This window comes from Candidatus Neomarinimicrobiota bacterium (assembly GCA_018651745.1).
Classification (GTDB): domain Bacteria; phylum Fidelibacterota; class Marinisomatia; order Marinisomatales; family TCS55; genus JAAZYX01.
The window spans coordinates 38,437-55,723 of the sequence record JABIDL010000040.1; the positions used below are offsets into that span (position 1 = coordinate 38,437).

Consider the following 17,287-nt stretch of genomic DNA (forward strand, 5'->3'; position numbering starts at 1 on the left):
CACTTTTATAATAGGATAATTAATGCATTTAAAGATTAAACCATTTAACACAGCCGTTCGCAATGTTTATGAAAACCATGGCCATTTCCACGATGGGGATGCAGGAATAGATTTATTTGTCGTAAATGAACAATCGATAATGGCTGGCGAATCAACCCTGATTCATTTGCAGATTTCATGTGAAAATTCAGAAAATAAGCCTTATTTACTGATGCCCCGTTCCAGCATTGCTAAAACGCCTTTACGGTTGAGTAATTCCATCGGATTAATTGATGGCGGTTACCGCGGGGAAATCATGGCAGCTGTGGATAATATTAAGACTGAAGATTATACAGTTGAACCAGGGCAGCGATTATTTCAGTTAGTTGCCATGGACGGCTCGCCGATCCATTTTAAATTGGTAGATGAATTATCAGATACATCCCGCGGTAGTGGAGGATTTGGCAGTACAGGGAAGTGAATTATAATATTGTATTAGATTTATTCAATATGAGAAACCAACTCAAAATTCTTTCATTGAACACTTTAATCGAACATATAACAAGGAAGTGCTAAATCTTTTGATTAATCATAAAAATAAATCTAATTTGATTTGGTAGTAAAATGGATGTAATTACACAAGTACACAGGATTTATATGAATACAGAAACAAATTGGACCCGCAATTTCAACAGATTTGTTCAGCAAAATAGAATATTCCGAACAAGAAAAGAATGATTAGTAATTTCTTCAAATTTACATGTGGTTTGTATGTATTTGTTTTGTCATCATTTTTGGCAGGACAGACCTCTGTTATTTCAGTTATTCCATTAGACTATGATTTATCTGAAACTATTGAAAGAGAAATATTGAAAAAAGATATTTCTGATTTAATCAGAGGTGAAATAATCAAATCAGAAAGAGCAAATTTAGTTGATAGAGAAAAAGAAATTACTGCAATTTCTGATGATGCATATCGATATGGAGTAAGATCAGATTCTATCGCTAAAGAAATTGGTTTGATAAATGGTGCGACACATTTAATGACGTGGTCTATCCGTACATCGAAAAATAAATATCATTTCGACTTTAAACATTATAATATATCCAGTAACAGTGGTTCGATTTCGAGAGCAAAATGGTTAAAGGGAGCGTTGCGATTTCGTTTTTCGGTAAAAAAGAATAATGAAGAGTTAAAACTTAAAATAAGAAAATCTACTTGGTTAGTTCTTGGAACAACTCCCCCAAAAGGAAGATTCCCTGAAGATTCATTTTTAACAAATTTGTGGTACAAAATTAAAATATTTACGGACAGTTTCCTTTTTTGGCTCGAAATGTCTTACGGAATTGGTTATGTCATTTTTCTGTTAGTGATGCTTTCTTCATTTGGTGGTTATGGTGTTTATACGATAGTTAGTGGTGGAGGTGGTGAACAATCAATTGGAATGGGATTACCACCGGAATATCCGGAAGCACCATAATGCAATATTACTCAATTCCTAAAAATCTATATTTATTCATACAATTAGGTTTGGCTTTTTCCTTGCTTACAGGACAAACCCAAGTTGGTGAAGACATTGACGGCGAAACGGCGAACGATCGATCAGGTTGGTCAGTATCTATGGACTCAGACGGTAGTCATGTCGCTATCGGATCAAGATATAATGATGCCGGGATTCCAGGTTCCAATCTAGGTCATGTTCGTGTATATGAATATAGCAGTGGTAGTTGGAGTCAAGTGGGAGCTGATATTGATGGAGAGGCCAATACTGATTATTCCGGCCATTCTGTTTCTTTAGATTCAGATGGCAGTCATGTGATCATTGGTGCACCTGAAAATGATGGTGCGGGTGGTTATAATAGCGGTCATGCTCGTGTGTATGAATACAGTAGCGGTAGCTGGAGTCAATTGGGAAGCGATATCGACGGAGATGCGGTCGGTGATAATATGGGTATTTCGGTTTCTATCGATTCTGACGGAAGCCATATTGCTGTCGGCGCAATCTACAAAGATGGTAATGGTTCGGATGCCGGCCATGTGAGAATTTTTGAATACGATGGTAGCGCTTGGAGTCAAGTAGGTAGCGATATTCATGGTGAAACAGCGGGAGATCAATCAGGCGTTTCTGTTTCTATAGATTCAGATGGAAGCCATGTAGCAATTGGTTCAACCCAAAATGATGATGGTGGAGGTAATTCAGGTCATGTGCGTGTTTTTGAATATAGTGGAAGTAGTTGGAGTCAAATAGGAAGTGACATTGATGGAGAAGCTGCTGGAGATTATTCAGGCGGTTCTATTTCCATCGATTCGGATGGTAGTCATGTAGCTATTGGTGCTGAAAACAAAAATTCTAATACGGGTCAAGTTCGTGTTTTTGAATATACGGGAGGTAGTTGGAGTCAATTAGGTAGCGATATTGATGGCGTTGCCGCTGGAGATTATTTTGGTACATCGGTTTCAATCGATTCAGATGGTATTAATTTAATTGTAGGCGGGAAGGGAAATGACGATGGCTCTGGTAATGCAGGACATGTGAGATTATATAGCTACAGTGGCAGTAGTTGGGTCCAAATAGGCGATGATATTTATGGTGAATCTGCTAGTGACTATTCAGGTTCTTCTGTATCTATCGATTCTGATGGCAGTCATGTGGCTCTTAGTGCTCCATATAATAGTGGTTCTGCAAGCTCAGCAGGACATGTGAGAGTTTTTACATTTGAAATCCCCGGTATCACCGTTTCAATTTCTGATTCCATCACGTCAGAAGTAGGAGATACGGCTAGCTTTTCAGTCGTTCTGGATAGTGAACCAACCGCGGATGTAACTATTCCGATTTCCAGTTCTGATTTAACCGAAGGCACAGTCTCACCAGATACCTTAACATTTACGGCCGCCAACTGGAATGCAGCTCAAATGGTAACCATTACCGGAGTGAATGATGATGTGGATGATGGCGATATTGCATATACAATTGTATTGTCCGCAGCTACCAGTTCTGATGGAAATTATAATGGTGTAGATGCGGATGATGTTTCAATGACAAACACAGATGATGATAGCGCCGGGATTACAGTCGCAGTAACCGATTCCACCACAACAGAAACAGGCGAGACAGGAACATTTACAGTTGTATTAAACAGTGAGCCAACCGGAGATGTAGTTCTTCCAATTTCCAGTTCTGATTTAACCGAAGGCACAGTCTCACCAGATACGTTAACATTTACGGCCGCCAACTGGAATGCAGTTCAAACGGTAACAATCACCGGTGTAAATGATGATGTGGATGATGGCGATATTGCATATACAATTTTATTGTCAGCAGCTACCAGTTCTGATGGAAATTATAATGGTGTAGATGCGGATGATGTTTCAATGACAAACACAGATGATGATACTGCGAGTTTTACTGTATCATATTCAAACTCACTTATAACGTCAGAAGCAGGAGGTACTACTAGTTTAACGCTTGTTCTGGATAGTGAGCCAACCGGAGATGTAGTTATTCCAATTTCCAGTTCTGATCTAACCGAAGGCACAGTCTCACCAGATACCTTAACATTTACGGCCGCCAACTGGAATGCAGCTCAAACGGTAACCATCACCGGAGTGAATGATTTTGTGGATGATGGTGATATTATATATACAATAACATTTGGATCAGCAACAAGTAGTGATATTAATTATAATGGAAGTAATCCTTCAGATGAAAGTATTACAAATACGGATGATGATAGCGCCGGGATTACAGTCGTGGTTTCTGATTCCATTACGTCAGAAGTAGGAGAAACTGCTAGTTTTACGGTTGTTCTGGGTAGTGAACCAACGGCAGATGTGACCATTGGAGTTTCGAGCAGTGATGAGACTGAAGGAACAGTGGATGTTTCTACACTTACCTTTACATCAGGAAATTGGAGTTCAGCTCAAACAGTTACAATGACGGGTGCGGATGATAATGAAGCAGATGGTGATGTATCTTATTCCATCATTTTAGCTGCCGCAAGTAGTACAGATGGAAATTATCAAGGACTGGACCCTGACGATATAAGTGTTACCAATCTGGATTACGAACCGATAATATCTGTTTTATCGACAACGATAGATTTTGATAGTGTTGTTGTTTTGAGTGATAGTACCCAAACAATAACCGTTGGCAACGCAGGGAATGAGAATTTGGTTATTGATTCGGTAGCGATGACATCCGGTATATTTTCTATTGAATCATTCTTATACCCATTGACAATAGCCCCGGCAGAAGATAGTATATTTTCAATAATATTTTATCCACAGGACACTATTAGTTATAGTGAGGAACTTGTGATTTATAGTAATGATCCTGATAGTTCTTCATTTCAAATAAGCTTATCAGGTACAGGATACAACAGCCCTCCTATTATAGTTGAAATAGATGAACCTGATTCAGTTTCGTTAGGTGATTCTGTGACAGTCAATATAACAGTTACAGATGATGATAGTATAACAACAGTCGTATTGAATTATTTTGTAGGTGGAGATACCAGCATGTATGCGGTCCTGGCGACTGATTCGGATGGAGATGGAACATTTTCAGCTGAAATTGACAGTAGCGCTATCGGATTGACAGGAGTTGCCTATTATGTTGCAGTATCCGATGAATTTGGGAATACGAGTATCAGCGATACCGTATCAATTATAACGCAGTTTAATGAGAATGTTTTGAATACAGAAATAAATGGTAGCGCTTACACTGAAGGAATACCAACCTCAAAATGGCGATTGATTTCTGTTCCAACAAATTTAGACAATTCTTCCGTAGCTAATACAATTCAAGATGAGCTGAGTCAATCTTCTTCTGATGACACTTGGCGATTATATGAGGATTCTGGTAATGCAACTTGGATAGAAGCAGAATCATTTGTTTTAGGACAAGGATATTGGATACAGCAGCGTGTGGAAAGCGATATTGATTTTTCGACCGGTTCAGGACAGTCTGTTGACCTGCTTGGTTTTTCCATCAATATACCGTCAGGATGGAGTCTGATCGGGAATCCGTATCCATTTGAATTGGAGATCACTTTTGATGAAGCACAGGTTTATGGACCATTGACATATGGAAGCACAAGCACAGAAAGCTGGGATGCAGAAAGCAATATTTTATCTCCTTGGCAGGGATATGCTATCTATAATCGCACAGCTGATGAGGTTGCATTGGATATCAAACCTCTGGAAAGAGGAGGCGGGGCCTTACTAAAGGAAGCTGATGTTAATGCCGGTTGGCAAATAGTCATTAGTATTGACAATGGTGAATACGGTGACATATACAATGCCATTGGAAGAAAAACCGGAGCGTCGGAACAATTGGATATTTGGGATAATCCCGAACCACCAGCTTTGGATCAATATGTTTCTCTGAATATGACCCGTAAAGAATGGGGTGTAAAATCAATGTTGACTACAGATATCCGTTCTATGGATATAATCAATGGAATTTGGGACATGAATTTGGATATTGGAAATGTGCAAGGTCCATTCACTGTTTCAACAGATCAAATTGGTTCGTTGCCCGAAGGGCACGTCGCAGTACTTCTTGATCATATTGAGCATCAGATTTATGATATTTCCAAAAACCAGGAAATAGTTATAACAAAGGCAATGGAAGAATTTAGTTATCCTATATCAATGATAGTTGGTGTCCCGGCATTTGTTGAAGCTGCAGCGAAAAATATATTATCTACCATCCCAGAAAAGTTTGCACTCCATCAAAACTTTCCCAACCCCTTTAACCCCTCGACACATATTTCTTTCTCATTACCAAAACCATCTAACGTTGAGGTTAAGATATACAATATTCTTGGTCAGTCCGTAGTTACACTAATCAATGATTGGCGTAATTTGGGCCACCACAGTGTTCAATGGAACGGTAGGGATAAATGGGGAGAAAGTGTTGGGACTGGTATCTATTTCTACAGCTTGGAGACAGCGGATTTTCGGCAGGTGAAGAAATTGATGTTATTGAAATAATCATCTACAAATTGTATTAATAGCACACCTTGAAATGGTGGTATGATAAATATTACGTTTTACACATGATCAATTTTCCCGCCTTGTCAAGGTTACACATAGACTATACAGACTTTCGACTTTCCACCACAATAGCGAGGAATTACACAAAAAACATACGAAAATGGTGGAATGGTACAAAGATCAAAAGTAGGAGAAAACCATGAAAACCCAGATTGCTAAAATCATAGCAGTTGCATTACCACTCATTAGTCTTGTCACTGCTCAACCGAGTTTTCCGTCTAATCCGAACCAAGCGCCCATTGGTGGGCTTGGGTTTTTGGCGGCTGCAGGAGGTGCGTGGGCGGTGAAGAAGTTGAGAGAAAAGAATAAATAGTTTTATAAACATACGCTAAACGGGTTTTGCTTACCGATGAATAATTTTGAGAAAATGGAAATGAGGAACCTGTTAGCACTCTAATAAAAAGAGTGCCAATTTGTATTGTTTTATAATGATTTATATAAATACCTTCCGTGCTACTCAATAGGGTAGAAAAACAAATTTAATGAACCAATAACATAAATGGAGATAGGTTAATATGAGTATCAAAATAACACCACTGGCAGACCGTGTCGTAGTGGAAGCGGCCGCCGCTGAAGAAACATCAACCGGCGGAATCATTCTTCCCGATACGGCGCAGGAAAAACCCCAGCAGGGGACGGTTGTTGCAGTTGGACCAGGTAAGGTCAGCGACGCCGGAAGTTTAATAGAAATGACTGTGAAAAAGGGTGACAAAGTTCTGTACGGAAAATACTCCGGATCAGATGTCACATTTGACGGTAACGATTATATGATCATGCGCGAGAGTGATATTCTCGCAGTATTGTAAGGAGAGACAAAAATGGCAAAAGAAATTTCATACGATGTTAAAGCCAGAGGCGCCCTAAAAGCCGGCGTTGACAGCTTGGCAAACGCGGTGAAAGTCACCCTCGGTCCTAAAGGCCGTAATGTGGTGATAGAAAAGAAATTCGGTGCGCCGACTATTACCAAAGATGGCGTAACGGTAGCGAAAGAAATTGAGCTGGAAAACAGGCTTGAAAATCTTGGAGCACAAATGGTAAAGGAAGTCGCATCCAAAACATCTGATGTTGCCGGTGACGGAACCACAACCGCAACAGTTTTGGCACAGGCAATTATTACCGAAGGACTAAAAAATGTTGCTGCAGGAGCAAACCCGATGTCAATCAAACGTGGAATTGATGCTGCATCTCGTGCAGTGGTAGATGCGTTGCGCGAGCAAAGCAAGGATCTTCCTGATTCTACTCAAATTGCGAATGTGGCGACTATTTCCGCTAATGATGACCGTGAAATCGGCGAAAAAATTGCAGAAGCAATGGAAAAAGTCGGCAAAGATGGCGTCATTACGGTTGAAGATAGCAAGACGGCTGAAACCTTTCTTGAATTTGTAGAAGGAATGCAGTTTGACAGAGGATATCTTTCACCTTATTTCGTGACCAATTCCGAATCCATGGATGCAGAAATGGAAGATGCGTACATCCTGATCCACGATAAAAAACTCAGTAATATGAAAGACTTGTTGCCGGTTTTGGAAAAAGTCGTACAAACAGGAAAGCAGATTCTGATCATTGCGGAAGATGTGGAAGGCGAAGCGTTGGCAACTCTCGTTGTGAATAAACTTCGAGGCACATTCAAGGTTTTGGCAGTGAAGGCACCGGGATTTGGCGATCGCAGAAAAGCAATGCTAGAAGATATCGCAGTATTGACTGGTGCAACTGTTATCTCAGAAGATGCCGGTTATAAACTTGAAAACGCGACTCTCGAATATCTTGGAACCGCCAAGCGTATTTCCTCTGATAAGGATAATACAACCATCGTAGATGGAGGTGGAACCAAAGATGCAATTTCCGCACGGATTAAAGAAATTAAAGTGCAGATTGAAAAAACCACATCTGATTATGACCGTGAAAAACTACAAGAAAGGTTGGCAAAACTATCTGGTGGTGTAGCGGTAATTAATGTTGGTGCTGCAACCGAAGTGGAAATGAAAGAAAAGAAAGCACGCGTAGAAGATGCTCTGCATGCAACTCGCGCAGCCGTCGAAGAAGGGATTATTCCCGGTGGCGGTGTGGCACTGCTTCGTGCCGTTGACGCACTGGACAAAGTGAAAGTGTCTGACGAGCTTCAAGTTGGTGTAAACATCATGCGCCGCGCTTTAGAGGAACCAATTCGACAGATTGTTAACAATGCAGGCGTTGAAGCTTCAATCGTTGTTCAGAAAGTTCGTGAGGGAAAACTAGATTATGGATTTGATGCTCGGAATGAAGATTATGTGAAAATGTTTGAAGCCGGCATTATCGATCCAACCAAAGTTGCCCGAGTGGCAGTAGAAAATGCGGCATCCATTGCCGGTCTTCTTCTGACAACGGAAGCTGCGGTTACGGAAATTCCTGAGGATGAAAAAATGCCTCCAATGCCACCGGGTGGTGACATGGGTGGTATGGGTGGTATGGGCGGAATGATGTAATTCGTTCGAATCGATTGAAAAAAAGCCCTGCGATGCAGGGCTTTTTTGTTTGTACACCTTGACTACCGAAGAAATGCAGAAGTAAATTGCTGACCTAATGGATATAATTCGCATGAAGAATATGGTTTTTTACGGATACCACGGCGTGAGTGAAACCGAGAAAAAATTGGGTGGGAAATTTGAAGTGGACCTAGATTTATATAGGTCTCTCGAAGTTGCAGGAAAAACCGATCAACTTGGAGATACCGTTGATTATGAATCCGTGTACAAATCAGTGGAATCTTGCGTGCGAGGTCAAAAACATTATTTGATTGAATCTCTTGCAGAAGAAATTTCAACCGTTATTCTTAAACAATTTCCAATATACCATGTTAAGGTTCGAGTTAGAAAACCTAATGCACCCGTTAGCGGAGTTTTGGATTCGGTGGAAATCGAAATCGAAAGACCGTCGAGCTCATAATGACGGAAACGGTTTATTTCGGACTTGGATCCAATCTTGGCGATCGAGAAAAAAATGTATATTCTGCGATGGATTTATTAAAATTGGTTCCCGGGTTATCCTTAGTTAAAACAGCATCTTTTTATGAGTCACCCCCATTATATAACACAAACCAGCCATCTTTTCTCAATTCGGTTGTGGAAGGCCTGTATAATGGCAAGCCTCAAAACTTGCTTCAAGAAATTCAATCCATCGAGATGAAATTGGGACGATCCGAAATCCGTCAGAAAAATCATCCACGAACGATTGATATCGACATTCTGATTTTTGGGAACCATGTTTTGAATACAACTAAACTTCAAATTCCTCATTCAAAATTATCAGAACGAAAATTTGTTTTAATTCCAATGGCTGAAATTGCACCTGATTTTCTTATTCCGAAATTGAACCAAAATCCTGTAGAATTAATTGCAATTTGTCCGGATAAATCTATCATTGAAAAGCACACTATTCTAAAATCAGCATGAGAAATCTATATTATCTCGCAATAGAAGGACCGATCGGGGTAGGTAAAACAAGTCTTGCCAATTTGATGTCAGAAAAACTTGGCGCACGCCTGGTCCTTGAGCAATTTGAAGAAAACCCTTTTCTAAAGGATTTTTATAAAGATCCTGATCGTTTTGCCTTTCAAGTACAACTATTTTTCCTTCTTCAACGATATCAACAGCAGCAAAACATTCGCCAAGTGGACATGTTTCATAATTTACTGATTTCTGATTACATGTTTATAAAGGATAGGTTATTTGCATCCTTGAATTTGGGTGAACGTGATTTTGGTTTGTATGAAAATGTTGCTACTCATCTTGAAAGAAATATCATAAATCCGGACTTGGTGATTTATCTTCAAGCTGATACAGATACTTTAATGAAAAACGTTGCTAAACGAGGACGTGATTTTGAAAAGAATTTATCTGCCGATTATCTTGATGCGGTCAACCAAGTGTATAGTGAATATTTCTTCAATTATCAAGAAACTCCTCTTGTTATTATCAATACAAACGACATTGATTTTGTTGAAAACGAGGAAGACCTCAAAGAAGTCATTCAATATATCCGTGAACCGGTCACCGGAACTAAATTTTTTAATCCTGCCGCAACAATATAATGCTGGGCAAGCTACTGGCTTATGCGATAGTTATTTATTTAACCATTCGAATTGGGCGATTTGTACAGGCGCTCTTTGGCAAAAAAAATAAAAATGCCGTATCTGACAAAAAAGACGGATATTTCAAAGAAACAGAAATTCGTGATGCTGAATTCACAGATGTGAAGGATGAAGATGAATAAGTTCCGGGAAACGTGTTCATTTGGTTGTGAAAATTCGTCGAATTTCGGATTGCTCGCGCTTCGAACTCTTCCTGCATATTTTCTGGTTTCGAACCATGGATGGAGTAAAATAACCAATCCTGAGAAATGGAATTGGCTTGGAACGACGTTTGCAAAATATTTTTTTGGTATTCTTGATTTTGCAACTCCGGCCTTTGGTTTTATAGCTGCATTTTCAGAATCTATTTGTGCTATTCTTGTGTTGCTTGGGTTATTCACACGTCCGGCTGCTTTGCTTGTTGCGGCAACCATGTTGATTGCAGCTTTTCACCACATTACGACAACAGGAAACCCGGAAAGCGCATTGGTCTATTTTTCTGTTTTCATAGCGATCGCATTCACTGGTCCCGGCAAATTCAGTTTAGACTCGATCCTATTTGCATCTAAAAAATGAACGCTATTCGCATTCATAAACATGGTGGCCCCGATGTGTTACAGTGGGACGCTATTCCTGTGCCTGAGCCAAAGAATGGTGATGTCCTTGTCCAAATAAAAGCAGCAGCGATGAATCATTTGGATATTTGGGTTCGAACCGGAATTCCGGGCGTACCACTTCCAATAATAATGGGAAGTGATGGATCCGGAATAGTGCATGGTATTGGCGAATCTGTTTCCCAATTCGCACCAGGTGATGAAGTTGTGATTCAGCCACTCGTCTGGTGTGGGAAATGCAGTTTATGTAAAACAGGACGAGAAAATTATTGTACTTCTATGGGAATCCTTGGTGAAACAGAAAATGGAACGATGGCAGAATTGATTTCAGTTCCGGAAAAAAATGTTCAAAAAAAACCTGCCAATTTGAATTTCAAAGAAGCAGCGGCATTTTCTCTAGTAGGTCAAACTGCATACGCAATGTTGGTGCGCCGAGCAAAAATAAATTCCGGCGAAACGGTTTTGGTTTGGGGTGCCAGTTCAGGTGTTGGAATGACCGCAATTCAAATTGCGAAACATTTTGGTTGTACCGTGATTACAACTGCAGGAACTGATGCAAAAGTTGCTTTTGCAAAAAAACTTGGCGCAGATCATGTCATTCATTATAAGAATGAGGATGTTGCCTCAGTTGTTAAAGAATTAACAAACGGTACCGGTGCTGATGTGATTGTTGAACATGTTGGAGAGGCAACTTGGAAAACGAGCCTAAAGAGTCTAGCAAAAGGCGGAAGATTGGTCACCTGCGGTTCCACGACCGGAACGGATGTTTCAATAAATCTGAGACATCTATTTTTCAAACAGCAGTCTATACTTGGTTCTACGATGGGCAATGTTTCCAGTATGGATGAGGTTCTCAAATTTGCAGAATCAGGTGTTATAAAACCGGTTATTGATTCAGTTTTTGAAATGGGAAATAGCGCGGATGCACATCGCAAGCTTGAGAATGGCGAAGCATTCGGAAAAATTGTTCTAATTCCGTAAACTTCCTTCCGATGAGATTTCGCAATACAATAATGTTATGTTTGCTGTGCGGATTCGCTCTTGCCGGTACATACCCAAACCAGCGAGGGTTTGGCTTAGCTATGGGCGTGTATGGTAGCGGAATTAATTTTAATTATACATGGAATCCGTCTCTTGACTGGGCATTTGGACTTGAATCACGAATTTATGATATCAAGGATGAAGACGAAATTCCAATCGTTACCTATAATTATTACGGGCAACCTGTGCAGCCATCAGATATTACACACCTCGTGATTCTTCCGGTATTATTGACGGCACGGTATTATCCCTTTGAAGGTCAGATAGCGAACAATATCCGTCCATTTATCTCTACAAAAGCAGGACCAGTTTTCGTCATGGAAGCCACAGATGAAGAATCATTTTTCAAAAGGTGGTCTCACCCGGATATTGCAACACTTCCGGGCGGTTACTTTGGAGGTGGGATGGATATTGGCTATATAAATAGGATAGTTTTTACTGCCAGTGCGGGGTTTGATATATTTCCGATGAAAAATAACGCCGGCAAAAGAGCCAATTACAGTGGTCTTGTCCTCGGTTTTACTTTAAACTGGCGGAAGTAATGCCTGATAAACGGTTTTTTTATGTGAATCCTTCCAAGGTAGATGGTGACAAATTCACATTGGACGAGACCGAATCTCATCATCTATCGCATGTACTAAGAATCAATTCCGGCGAAATGATTTGGTTACTGGATGGTTCGGGAATGGCGTATGAAGGACGTGTTGAACAGGTTGGAGAATCTGTGACCGGAATCATTCAGGAAACACACAAAAAATATGGAGAACCTAACGTTGATGTTCACATTGCAGTAGGAATTATTAAGCGAGACCGATTTGAACTATTGCTGGAAAAAGGAACCGAAGTTGGTGTGAAATCTATTTCGCCGCTCATTCTGGATCGTTGTATAAAAAAGTCTATCAATTTGGAACGATGTGAAAATATTGTTCAATCTGCCGCCAAACAATGTGGACGAAGTGTATTCCCAAAAATACTGCAACCCGTACCACTGAATGAGTGGTTAGCTGCTTATCCAGGATCCGACAGGGCCGTATTGCATTGGGATGGAAAACGATCAATACGTGAATTTTCCGCTGGTATAAAGAATGGAACTGCTCATTTTATTGTGGGACCCGAAGGGGATTTCAATGAAGTTGAAATTTCCAAAATAAAGAAAACTGATATTGATTTTATTTCGTTAGGTGAACGCAGACTCAGATCTGAAACCGCAGCCATAACTGCTGCATCATTTTTGATTAATTTCAATAAACCATGATTAGGAGAGTAAAATGGATGATTGTCTTTTTTGTAAAATAGCTGCAGGTTTTATTCCTTCCGAATTGATCCTCGATCGAGAGAATGTGGTAGCCTTTCGAGATATTAATCCCCAAGCACCAACGCATATTCTAATTATTCCGCGAAAACATATTGCCACACTTAATGATTTAGAAGAAAATGATGCAGAACTGATGGGTGAAATGGTTCTCGCGGCAAAAGATCTAGCCGAACAGGAGGGAATTGCAGAATCAGGTTACCGTACAGGGTTTAATTGCAATGCCGATGCGGGGCAAACTGTTTGGCATGTGCATTTACATTTAATGGGTGGGCGGAAGTTTAACTGGCCGCCTGGGTAAAGTGTGTCATCCTGAGGAGGAACGACGAAAGATCTCAAACATAAGTTTACCTACAATCGTTTGTCTGAGATTCTTCATTCCTCCGCAGAATGCGGGTTCATTCAGGATGCCGCCATGAGCAAAAGAGTCGTGTTTTATCCTCTAAAATTCACTAACTTTCTCAGATAGAATTTGACCCAAACCAATATTAAGTGTATATCTCGGACCTCACATTACATGGGTTTAAATCTTTTGCAAAAAAGGATAAACTCAAATTCGGCGAAGGCATTACTGCCATCGTTGGCCCTAATGGTTGTGGCAAAACCAATATTGTAGATGCAATTCGCTGGGTACTTGGCGAGCAAAAAACCAGTGTTCTTCGAGGAACATCAATGCAGGACATTATATTTAACGGCACCGAAAAGCAAAAACCTCTAGGCGTATGTGAAGTTTCCCTGACAGTCCATAATAATAAAGGAAGACTTCCGATTGAGTACAATGATGTAGAAATCAGCCGACGTGTTTTTCGTAACGGCGACAGCGAATATTATATTAACCGAAATAAATGCAGACGAAAAGATATTTATGATTTATTTGTCGATACCGGTATGGGATCGGATGCGTATTCAGTTATTGAACTCAAAATGATTGAGCAGATATTATCTGATACAGCGGAAGACAGGAAGCGGATGTTTGAGGAAGCAGCAGGTGTCAATAAATATAAAGGCCAACGAAAAGAAGCGCTTCGAAAATTTGAACAAACGCATGTCGATTTGGATCGAGTAGAAGATATTGTTTTAGAGGTCGAAACCAAAGTCCGAAACCTAGATCTTCAGCTAAAGCGGTATAAACGGCATGAAAAATTGACCGAACAGATTAAGGATTCTGACATTGAGCTGGCGTATTTAACCATCAAATCTGCTGAGAAAGAAGCCAATCCAATTCGCAAAAAAATCAGAGAATTCAAACATATAAAGGATTCAAAGGCTACTGAAAAATCCATTTATGATACTGAATTAACATCGCATGAATCTGGTTATCGAGACCAACAAAAGGAAGTCGAAATGTTGAGAGTAACCCTAAATGAACTGAATGCTTTCAGAGAGGAAATAGCAAATACAATTATAGTAGCCAAGGAACAACATCACGCATCCGTTTCGACAATCCAAAGGTTGGCTACTGAAAAAGATTCTGCATTTACACGGATCGAAAAACTAACCCTTCAAATTTCAGATTATGACAAAGAAATCGAATCTATTGAACCTACTGTAAATAAAAAATTATCTCTCTATAAAAAAGAAAAAGATGCATTTGATGTGGTCGAAAAAGGATATCAAAATTCTCGCAACGATTTAAATGAAATTTTGTCCAAGCGTTGGGAATCTGAACGAACGATTAAAGACAAAGAACATCTATTAAACCGTACACGGGATTTAATCTTAGAAAAAGGAAAACAAGCTGATGTTTTAGGTGCGAAACAAACGGAATTGATAGCAACCAAAAATGCCGATGAACAATTGCACCGATCCTTAGAGAAAGAAAAAGGAAAAACGGAAACCGCAATTCAAGATTTTAAAACCCAATTGAAGGAACTCGAAGGTCAATCTCTTTCTCTTCATGAAAAACATCACGCGCTAACCTTGGAATATCAAAGCACTCTAACCCAAAAGGAAGGTCTGCAGAACCAACAAGCATTTTACAATGAACTTGTCAGCAAGGGCGAAGGGTATCCGGAAGGGACAAAATATGCGTTGGATCATGAAGGCGAATTCAAGGGAATATTAGGACCATTAGCTGACCTTATTACGGCTGATTCAGAAAAAGAATCTGCCATTGAAACCGCGCTTGGCGATCTTGCGTCATGTTTGGTCGCAAAAGACCGATCCTCTGCATTTGCCATCCTTGAACGGTTGGAAACAGACGATTTAGGCGAAACTTCCATTATTCCGCTCAAAGAAATTTCATCTATGAAATCATCACTTTTAGCGATTCCAAAATCAAAAGAGGTGCTGGGAAGAGCAAGCGATTTTGTTTCTTGTAAAAAAGAATTTCAACCGCTTGTTGAAAGGCTTTTGGGAAATCTATTGGTTGTGTCCGATTTGCATAAAGTGGTTAATGATGCCGACATGTCTGGTTGGAATTGCGTAGATCTTTCAGGATCATTATCCGGGAGACATTTTATCCTTAAAAATAGATCTCGGTCAACTGAAGCAAACCTTTTGGGACGAAAAAAACAAATTGAATCAATCCTCAAACAAATTGATTCTCTTTCGATCAAGGGAAAGCAACAACAGGAAGACGTTACGGAACTTGAAGAATTGAAGGCAAAAAATGATGTGAAATTTGAAGCACTTTCTGGCGAAATCCGGGAGTTGATTGATGAACAGGCAAAGATTGACGCAGACATAATGCGTAGCAGTTTTCGTCAAGCCCAATCGGTCGATTTATTATCTGAAATATCTTCACGAACTGAGGAAATCAAAACTGCTGTCAATGATATGGAAAAAGCAGTTGAAAATATGTACCCTGAAATCCAGACACTTAAATCGAAACTCACGAATTATGAAAAACGAGTTAGCACAGCAGAGGGGAAAGTATCTGAATCGCAAACGAAACGCGATGGGTTTCACCAACGGGTCCAAGATATGAGAATTGAGCTATTGAATCTCGAAAATTCACGAGATAATCTGACGTTTCAGAAAAAAACAACTTCAGATCTTATCAATGAATTGACGGATCGTGGTAAAATAATTGAAACCGAAATATCAGAATTAAAAACTAAAATTGAATCATTAACTGCAAAATCAGAATCGAGTGAAGCGGAACTTCAAACCGCAATGGGTAAGATTCAAAAACAACGATCCGTTCTTGATCTTAAGCGGGCAGCAGCAGAAGAATCGTACAAGCATATTGAAGATATCCGAGCAAAGATAAAATCTGAGCAGCAATCACGTGAAATGATTTTAGAAGAACTGAAACAAGCCGAGGTGGATATCGCCGAATTTGAGCAAAAAATTCTATCCCAAAAAGATCGTATTATGGAAAAATATAATATGAAAATACCGGATAAGGTTGAAACACCTAATTCATTGGAGGATGTTCGGGATAGGATTGCGCGGTTTCAAAGTTCTATCATAAATATAGGCCCTATTAATATGGCGGTAAAAGATGAACACGATGAAGAATCCAAACGTCTTGAAATGCTGACTCATCAGAAATTGGATTTGATGAAGGCGGAGGAGAATCTTCGGGAAACCATTCAAAAAATTGATGAAATCGCTCGGAAAATGTTTAAAGAAACGTTTGATGAGATAAAGACTAATTTCGAAAAACTGTTTACCATGTTTTTTGAAGGTGGAAAAGGTGAATTGTCTCTAACAGGCGATCCAGATCCCTTGGAAGCCAACATTTCTATCCACGCTCAGCCACCGGGTAAACGGAACCAAAATCTTCGCATGCTTTCTGCCGGTGAAAAGGCGCTTACCGCAATTGCGCTGTTGTTTTCGATTTATCAGGTAAAACCAAGTCCGTATTGTATTTTGGATGAAGTGGATGCACCTTTGGATGATGTAAATATCAAAAAATTCACACGTGTTTTGCAACAATTTTCCGACGAAACTCAGTTTATAGTAGTCACGCATAATAAACTAACTATGGAAGCTGCGACCCAGCTTTACGGAGTCACCATGGAAAACAGAGGAGTCTCTAAACTGGTTTCAGTGCAGTTCGAAGCGTAACTCAAATTTTCCCATATATATTTGTATTTCCCTCTTGAGAGGGTTGCTCGCCAGCTGGTGGACGGAGTGTTATTGGGGGCAAACAGGGTGCACAAGGCAAAAATGTCATTCCGAACTTGATTCGGAATCTAGAATACAAATGATAGCAGTGGTTTATT

At 39.9% G+C, this 17,287-nt stretch carries 16 protein-coding genes; all 16 read left to right on the plus strand.

Annotation, left to right across the window (positions count from 1 at the left end):
- Positions 1-22 precede the first annotated feature (22 nt).
- The 16 genes from HOD97_07650 (at position 23) to smc (ending at position 17,129) form a co-directional block, all read left to right on the plus strand.
- Positions 23-460, plus strand: a complete 438-nt coding sequence (locus tag HOD97_07650; GenBank protein ID MBT4281469.1) for a dUTP diphosphatase — start codon at positions 23-25, stop codon at positions 458-460.
- Positions 461-713: 253 nt separating this feature from the next.
- Entirely contained in the window at positions 714-1,460 is a 747-nt protein-coding gene (locus HOD97_07655) for a hypothetical protein (protein ID MBT4281470.1), read from the plus strand.
- Complete coding sequence (locus HOD97_07660; GenBank protein ID MBT4281471.1) at positions 1,460-5,977, plus strand: T9SS type A sorting domain-containing protein; 4,518 nt, start codon at positions 1,460-1,462, stop codon at positions 5,975-5,977. The genes HOD97_07655 and HOD97_07660 overlap by 1 nt, the downstream gene beginning before the upstream one ends.
- A 202-nt stretch (positions 5,978-6,179) precedes the next feature.
- Positions 6,180-6,353: a hypothetical protein gene (locus HOD97_07665; protein ID MBT4281472.1), complete on the plus strand. Its 174-nt coding sequence runs from the start codon at positions 6,180-6,182 to the stop codon at positions 6,351-6,353.
- A 202-nt stretch (positions 6,354-6,555) separates the two neighbouring features.
- Positions 6,556-6,846, plus strand: a complete 291-nt coding sequence (groES, locus tag HOD97_07670; GenBank protein MBT4281473.1) for a co-chaperone GroES — start codon at positions 6,556-6,558, stop codon at positions 6,844-6,846.
- 12 nt (positions 6,847-6,858) lie between these two features.
- Complete coding sequence (gene groL / locus HOD97_07675) at positions 6,859-8,502, plus strand: chaperonin GroEL (GenBank protein MBT4281474.1); 1,644 nt, start codon at positions 6,859-6,861, stop codon at positions 8,500-8,502.
- A 112-nt stretch (positions 8,503-8,614) separates the two neighbouring features.
- A complete protein-coding gene (gene folB / locus HOD97_07680; protein ID MBT4281475.1) occupies positions 8,615-8,962 on the plus strand; it encodes a dihydroneopterin aldolase in 348 nt (115 codons plus the stop codon).
- Complete coding sequence (folK, locus tag HOD97_07685) at positions 8,962-9,468, plus strand: 2-amino-4-hydroxy-6-hydroxymethyldihydropteridine diphosphokinase (protein ID MBT4281476.1); 507 nt, start codon at positions 8,962-8,964, stop codon at positions 9,466-9,468. The genes folB and folK overlap by 1 nt, the downstream gene beginning before the upstream one ends.
- Positions 9,465-10,106 carry a deoxynucleoside kinase gene (locus tag HOD97_07690; GenBank protein ID MBT4281477.1) on the plus strand — a complete coding sequence of 214 codons (642 nt, stop codon included), beginning with the start codon at positions 9,465-9,467 and terminating at the stop codon, positions 10,104-10,106. Before folK ends, HOD97_07690 begins: the two co-directional genes overlap by 4 nt.
- The gene (locus tag HOD97_07695) at positions 10,106-10,288 is read left to right on the plus strand and encodes a hypothetical protein (protein MBT4281478.1); all 183 of its coding nucleotides are present in this window, start codon (positions 10,106-10,108) and stop codon (positions 10,286-10,288) included. Before HOD97_07690 ends, HOD97_07695 begins: the two co-directional genes overlap by 1 nt.
- Positions 10,281-10,721, plus strand: coding sequence for a DoxX family protein (locus HOD97_07700; GenBank protein MBT4281479.1), 441 nt, complete (start codon positions 10,281-10,283; stop codon positions 10,719-10,721). The genes HOD97_07695 and HOD97_07700 overlap by 8 nt, the downstream gene beginning before the upstream one ends.
- Positions 10,718-11,740, plus strand: a complete 1,023-nt coding sequence (locus HOD97_07705; protein MBT4281480.1) for a zinc-binding dehydrogenase — start codon at positions 10,718-10,720, stop codon at positions 11,738-11,740. The genes HOD97_07700 and HOD97_07705 overlap by 4 nt, the downstream gene beginning before the upstream one ends.
- 11 nt (positions 11,741-11,751) lie before the next feature.
- Positions 11,752-12,342 (plus strand): hypothetical protein, encoded by a 591-nt coding sequence (locus HOD97_07710; GenBank protein ID MBT4281481.1) that lies wholly within the window; start codon positions 11,752-11,754, stop codon positions 12,340-12,342.
- Complete coding sequence (locus HOD97_07715; GenBank protein MBT4281482.1) at positions 12,342-13,055, plus strand: 16S rRNA (uracil(1498)-N(3))-methyltransferase; 714 nt, start codon at positions 12,342-12,344, stop codon at positions 13,053-13,055. Before HOD97_07710 ends, HOD97_07715 begins: the two co-directional genes overlap by 1 nt.
- A gap of 13 nt (positions 13,056-13,068) precedes the next feature.
- On the plus strand, positions 13,069-13,413 hold the full coding sequence (locus tag HOD97_07720; protein ID MBT4281483.1) for a histidine triad nucleotide-binding protein: 345 nt from the start codon (positions 13,069-13,071) through the stop codon (positions 13,411-13,413).
- A 191-nt stretch (positions 13,414-13,604) separates the two neighbouring features.
- Positions 13,605-17,129, plus strand: a complete 3,525-nt coding sequence (gene smc, locus HOD97_07725; protein MBT4281484.1) for a chromosome segregation protein SMC — start codon at positions 13,605-13,607, stop codon at positions 17,127-17,129.
- Positions 17,130-17,287 lie beyond the last annotated feature (158 nt).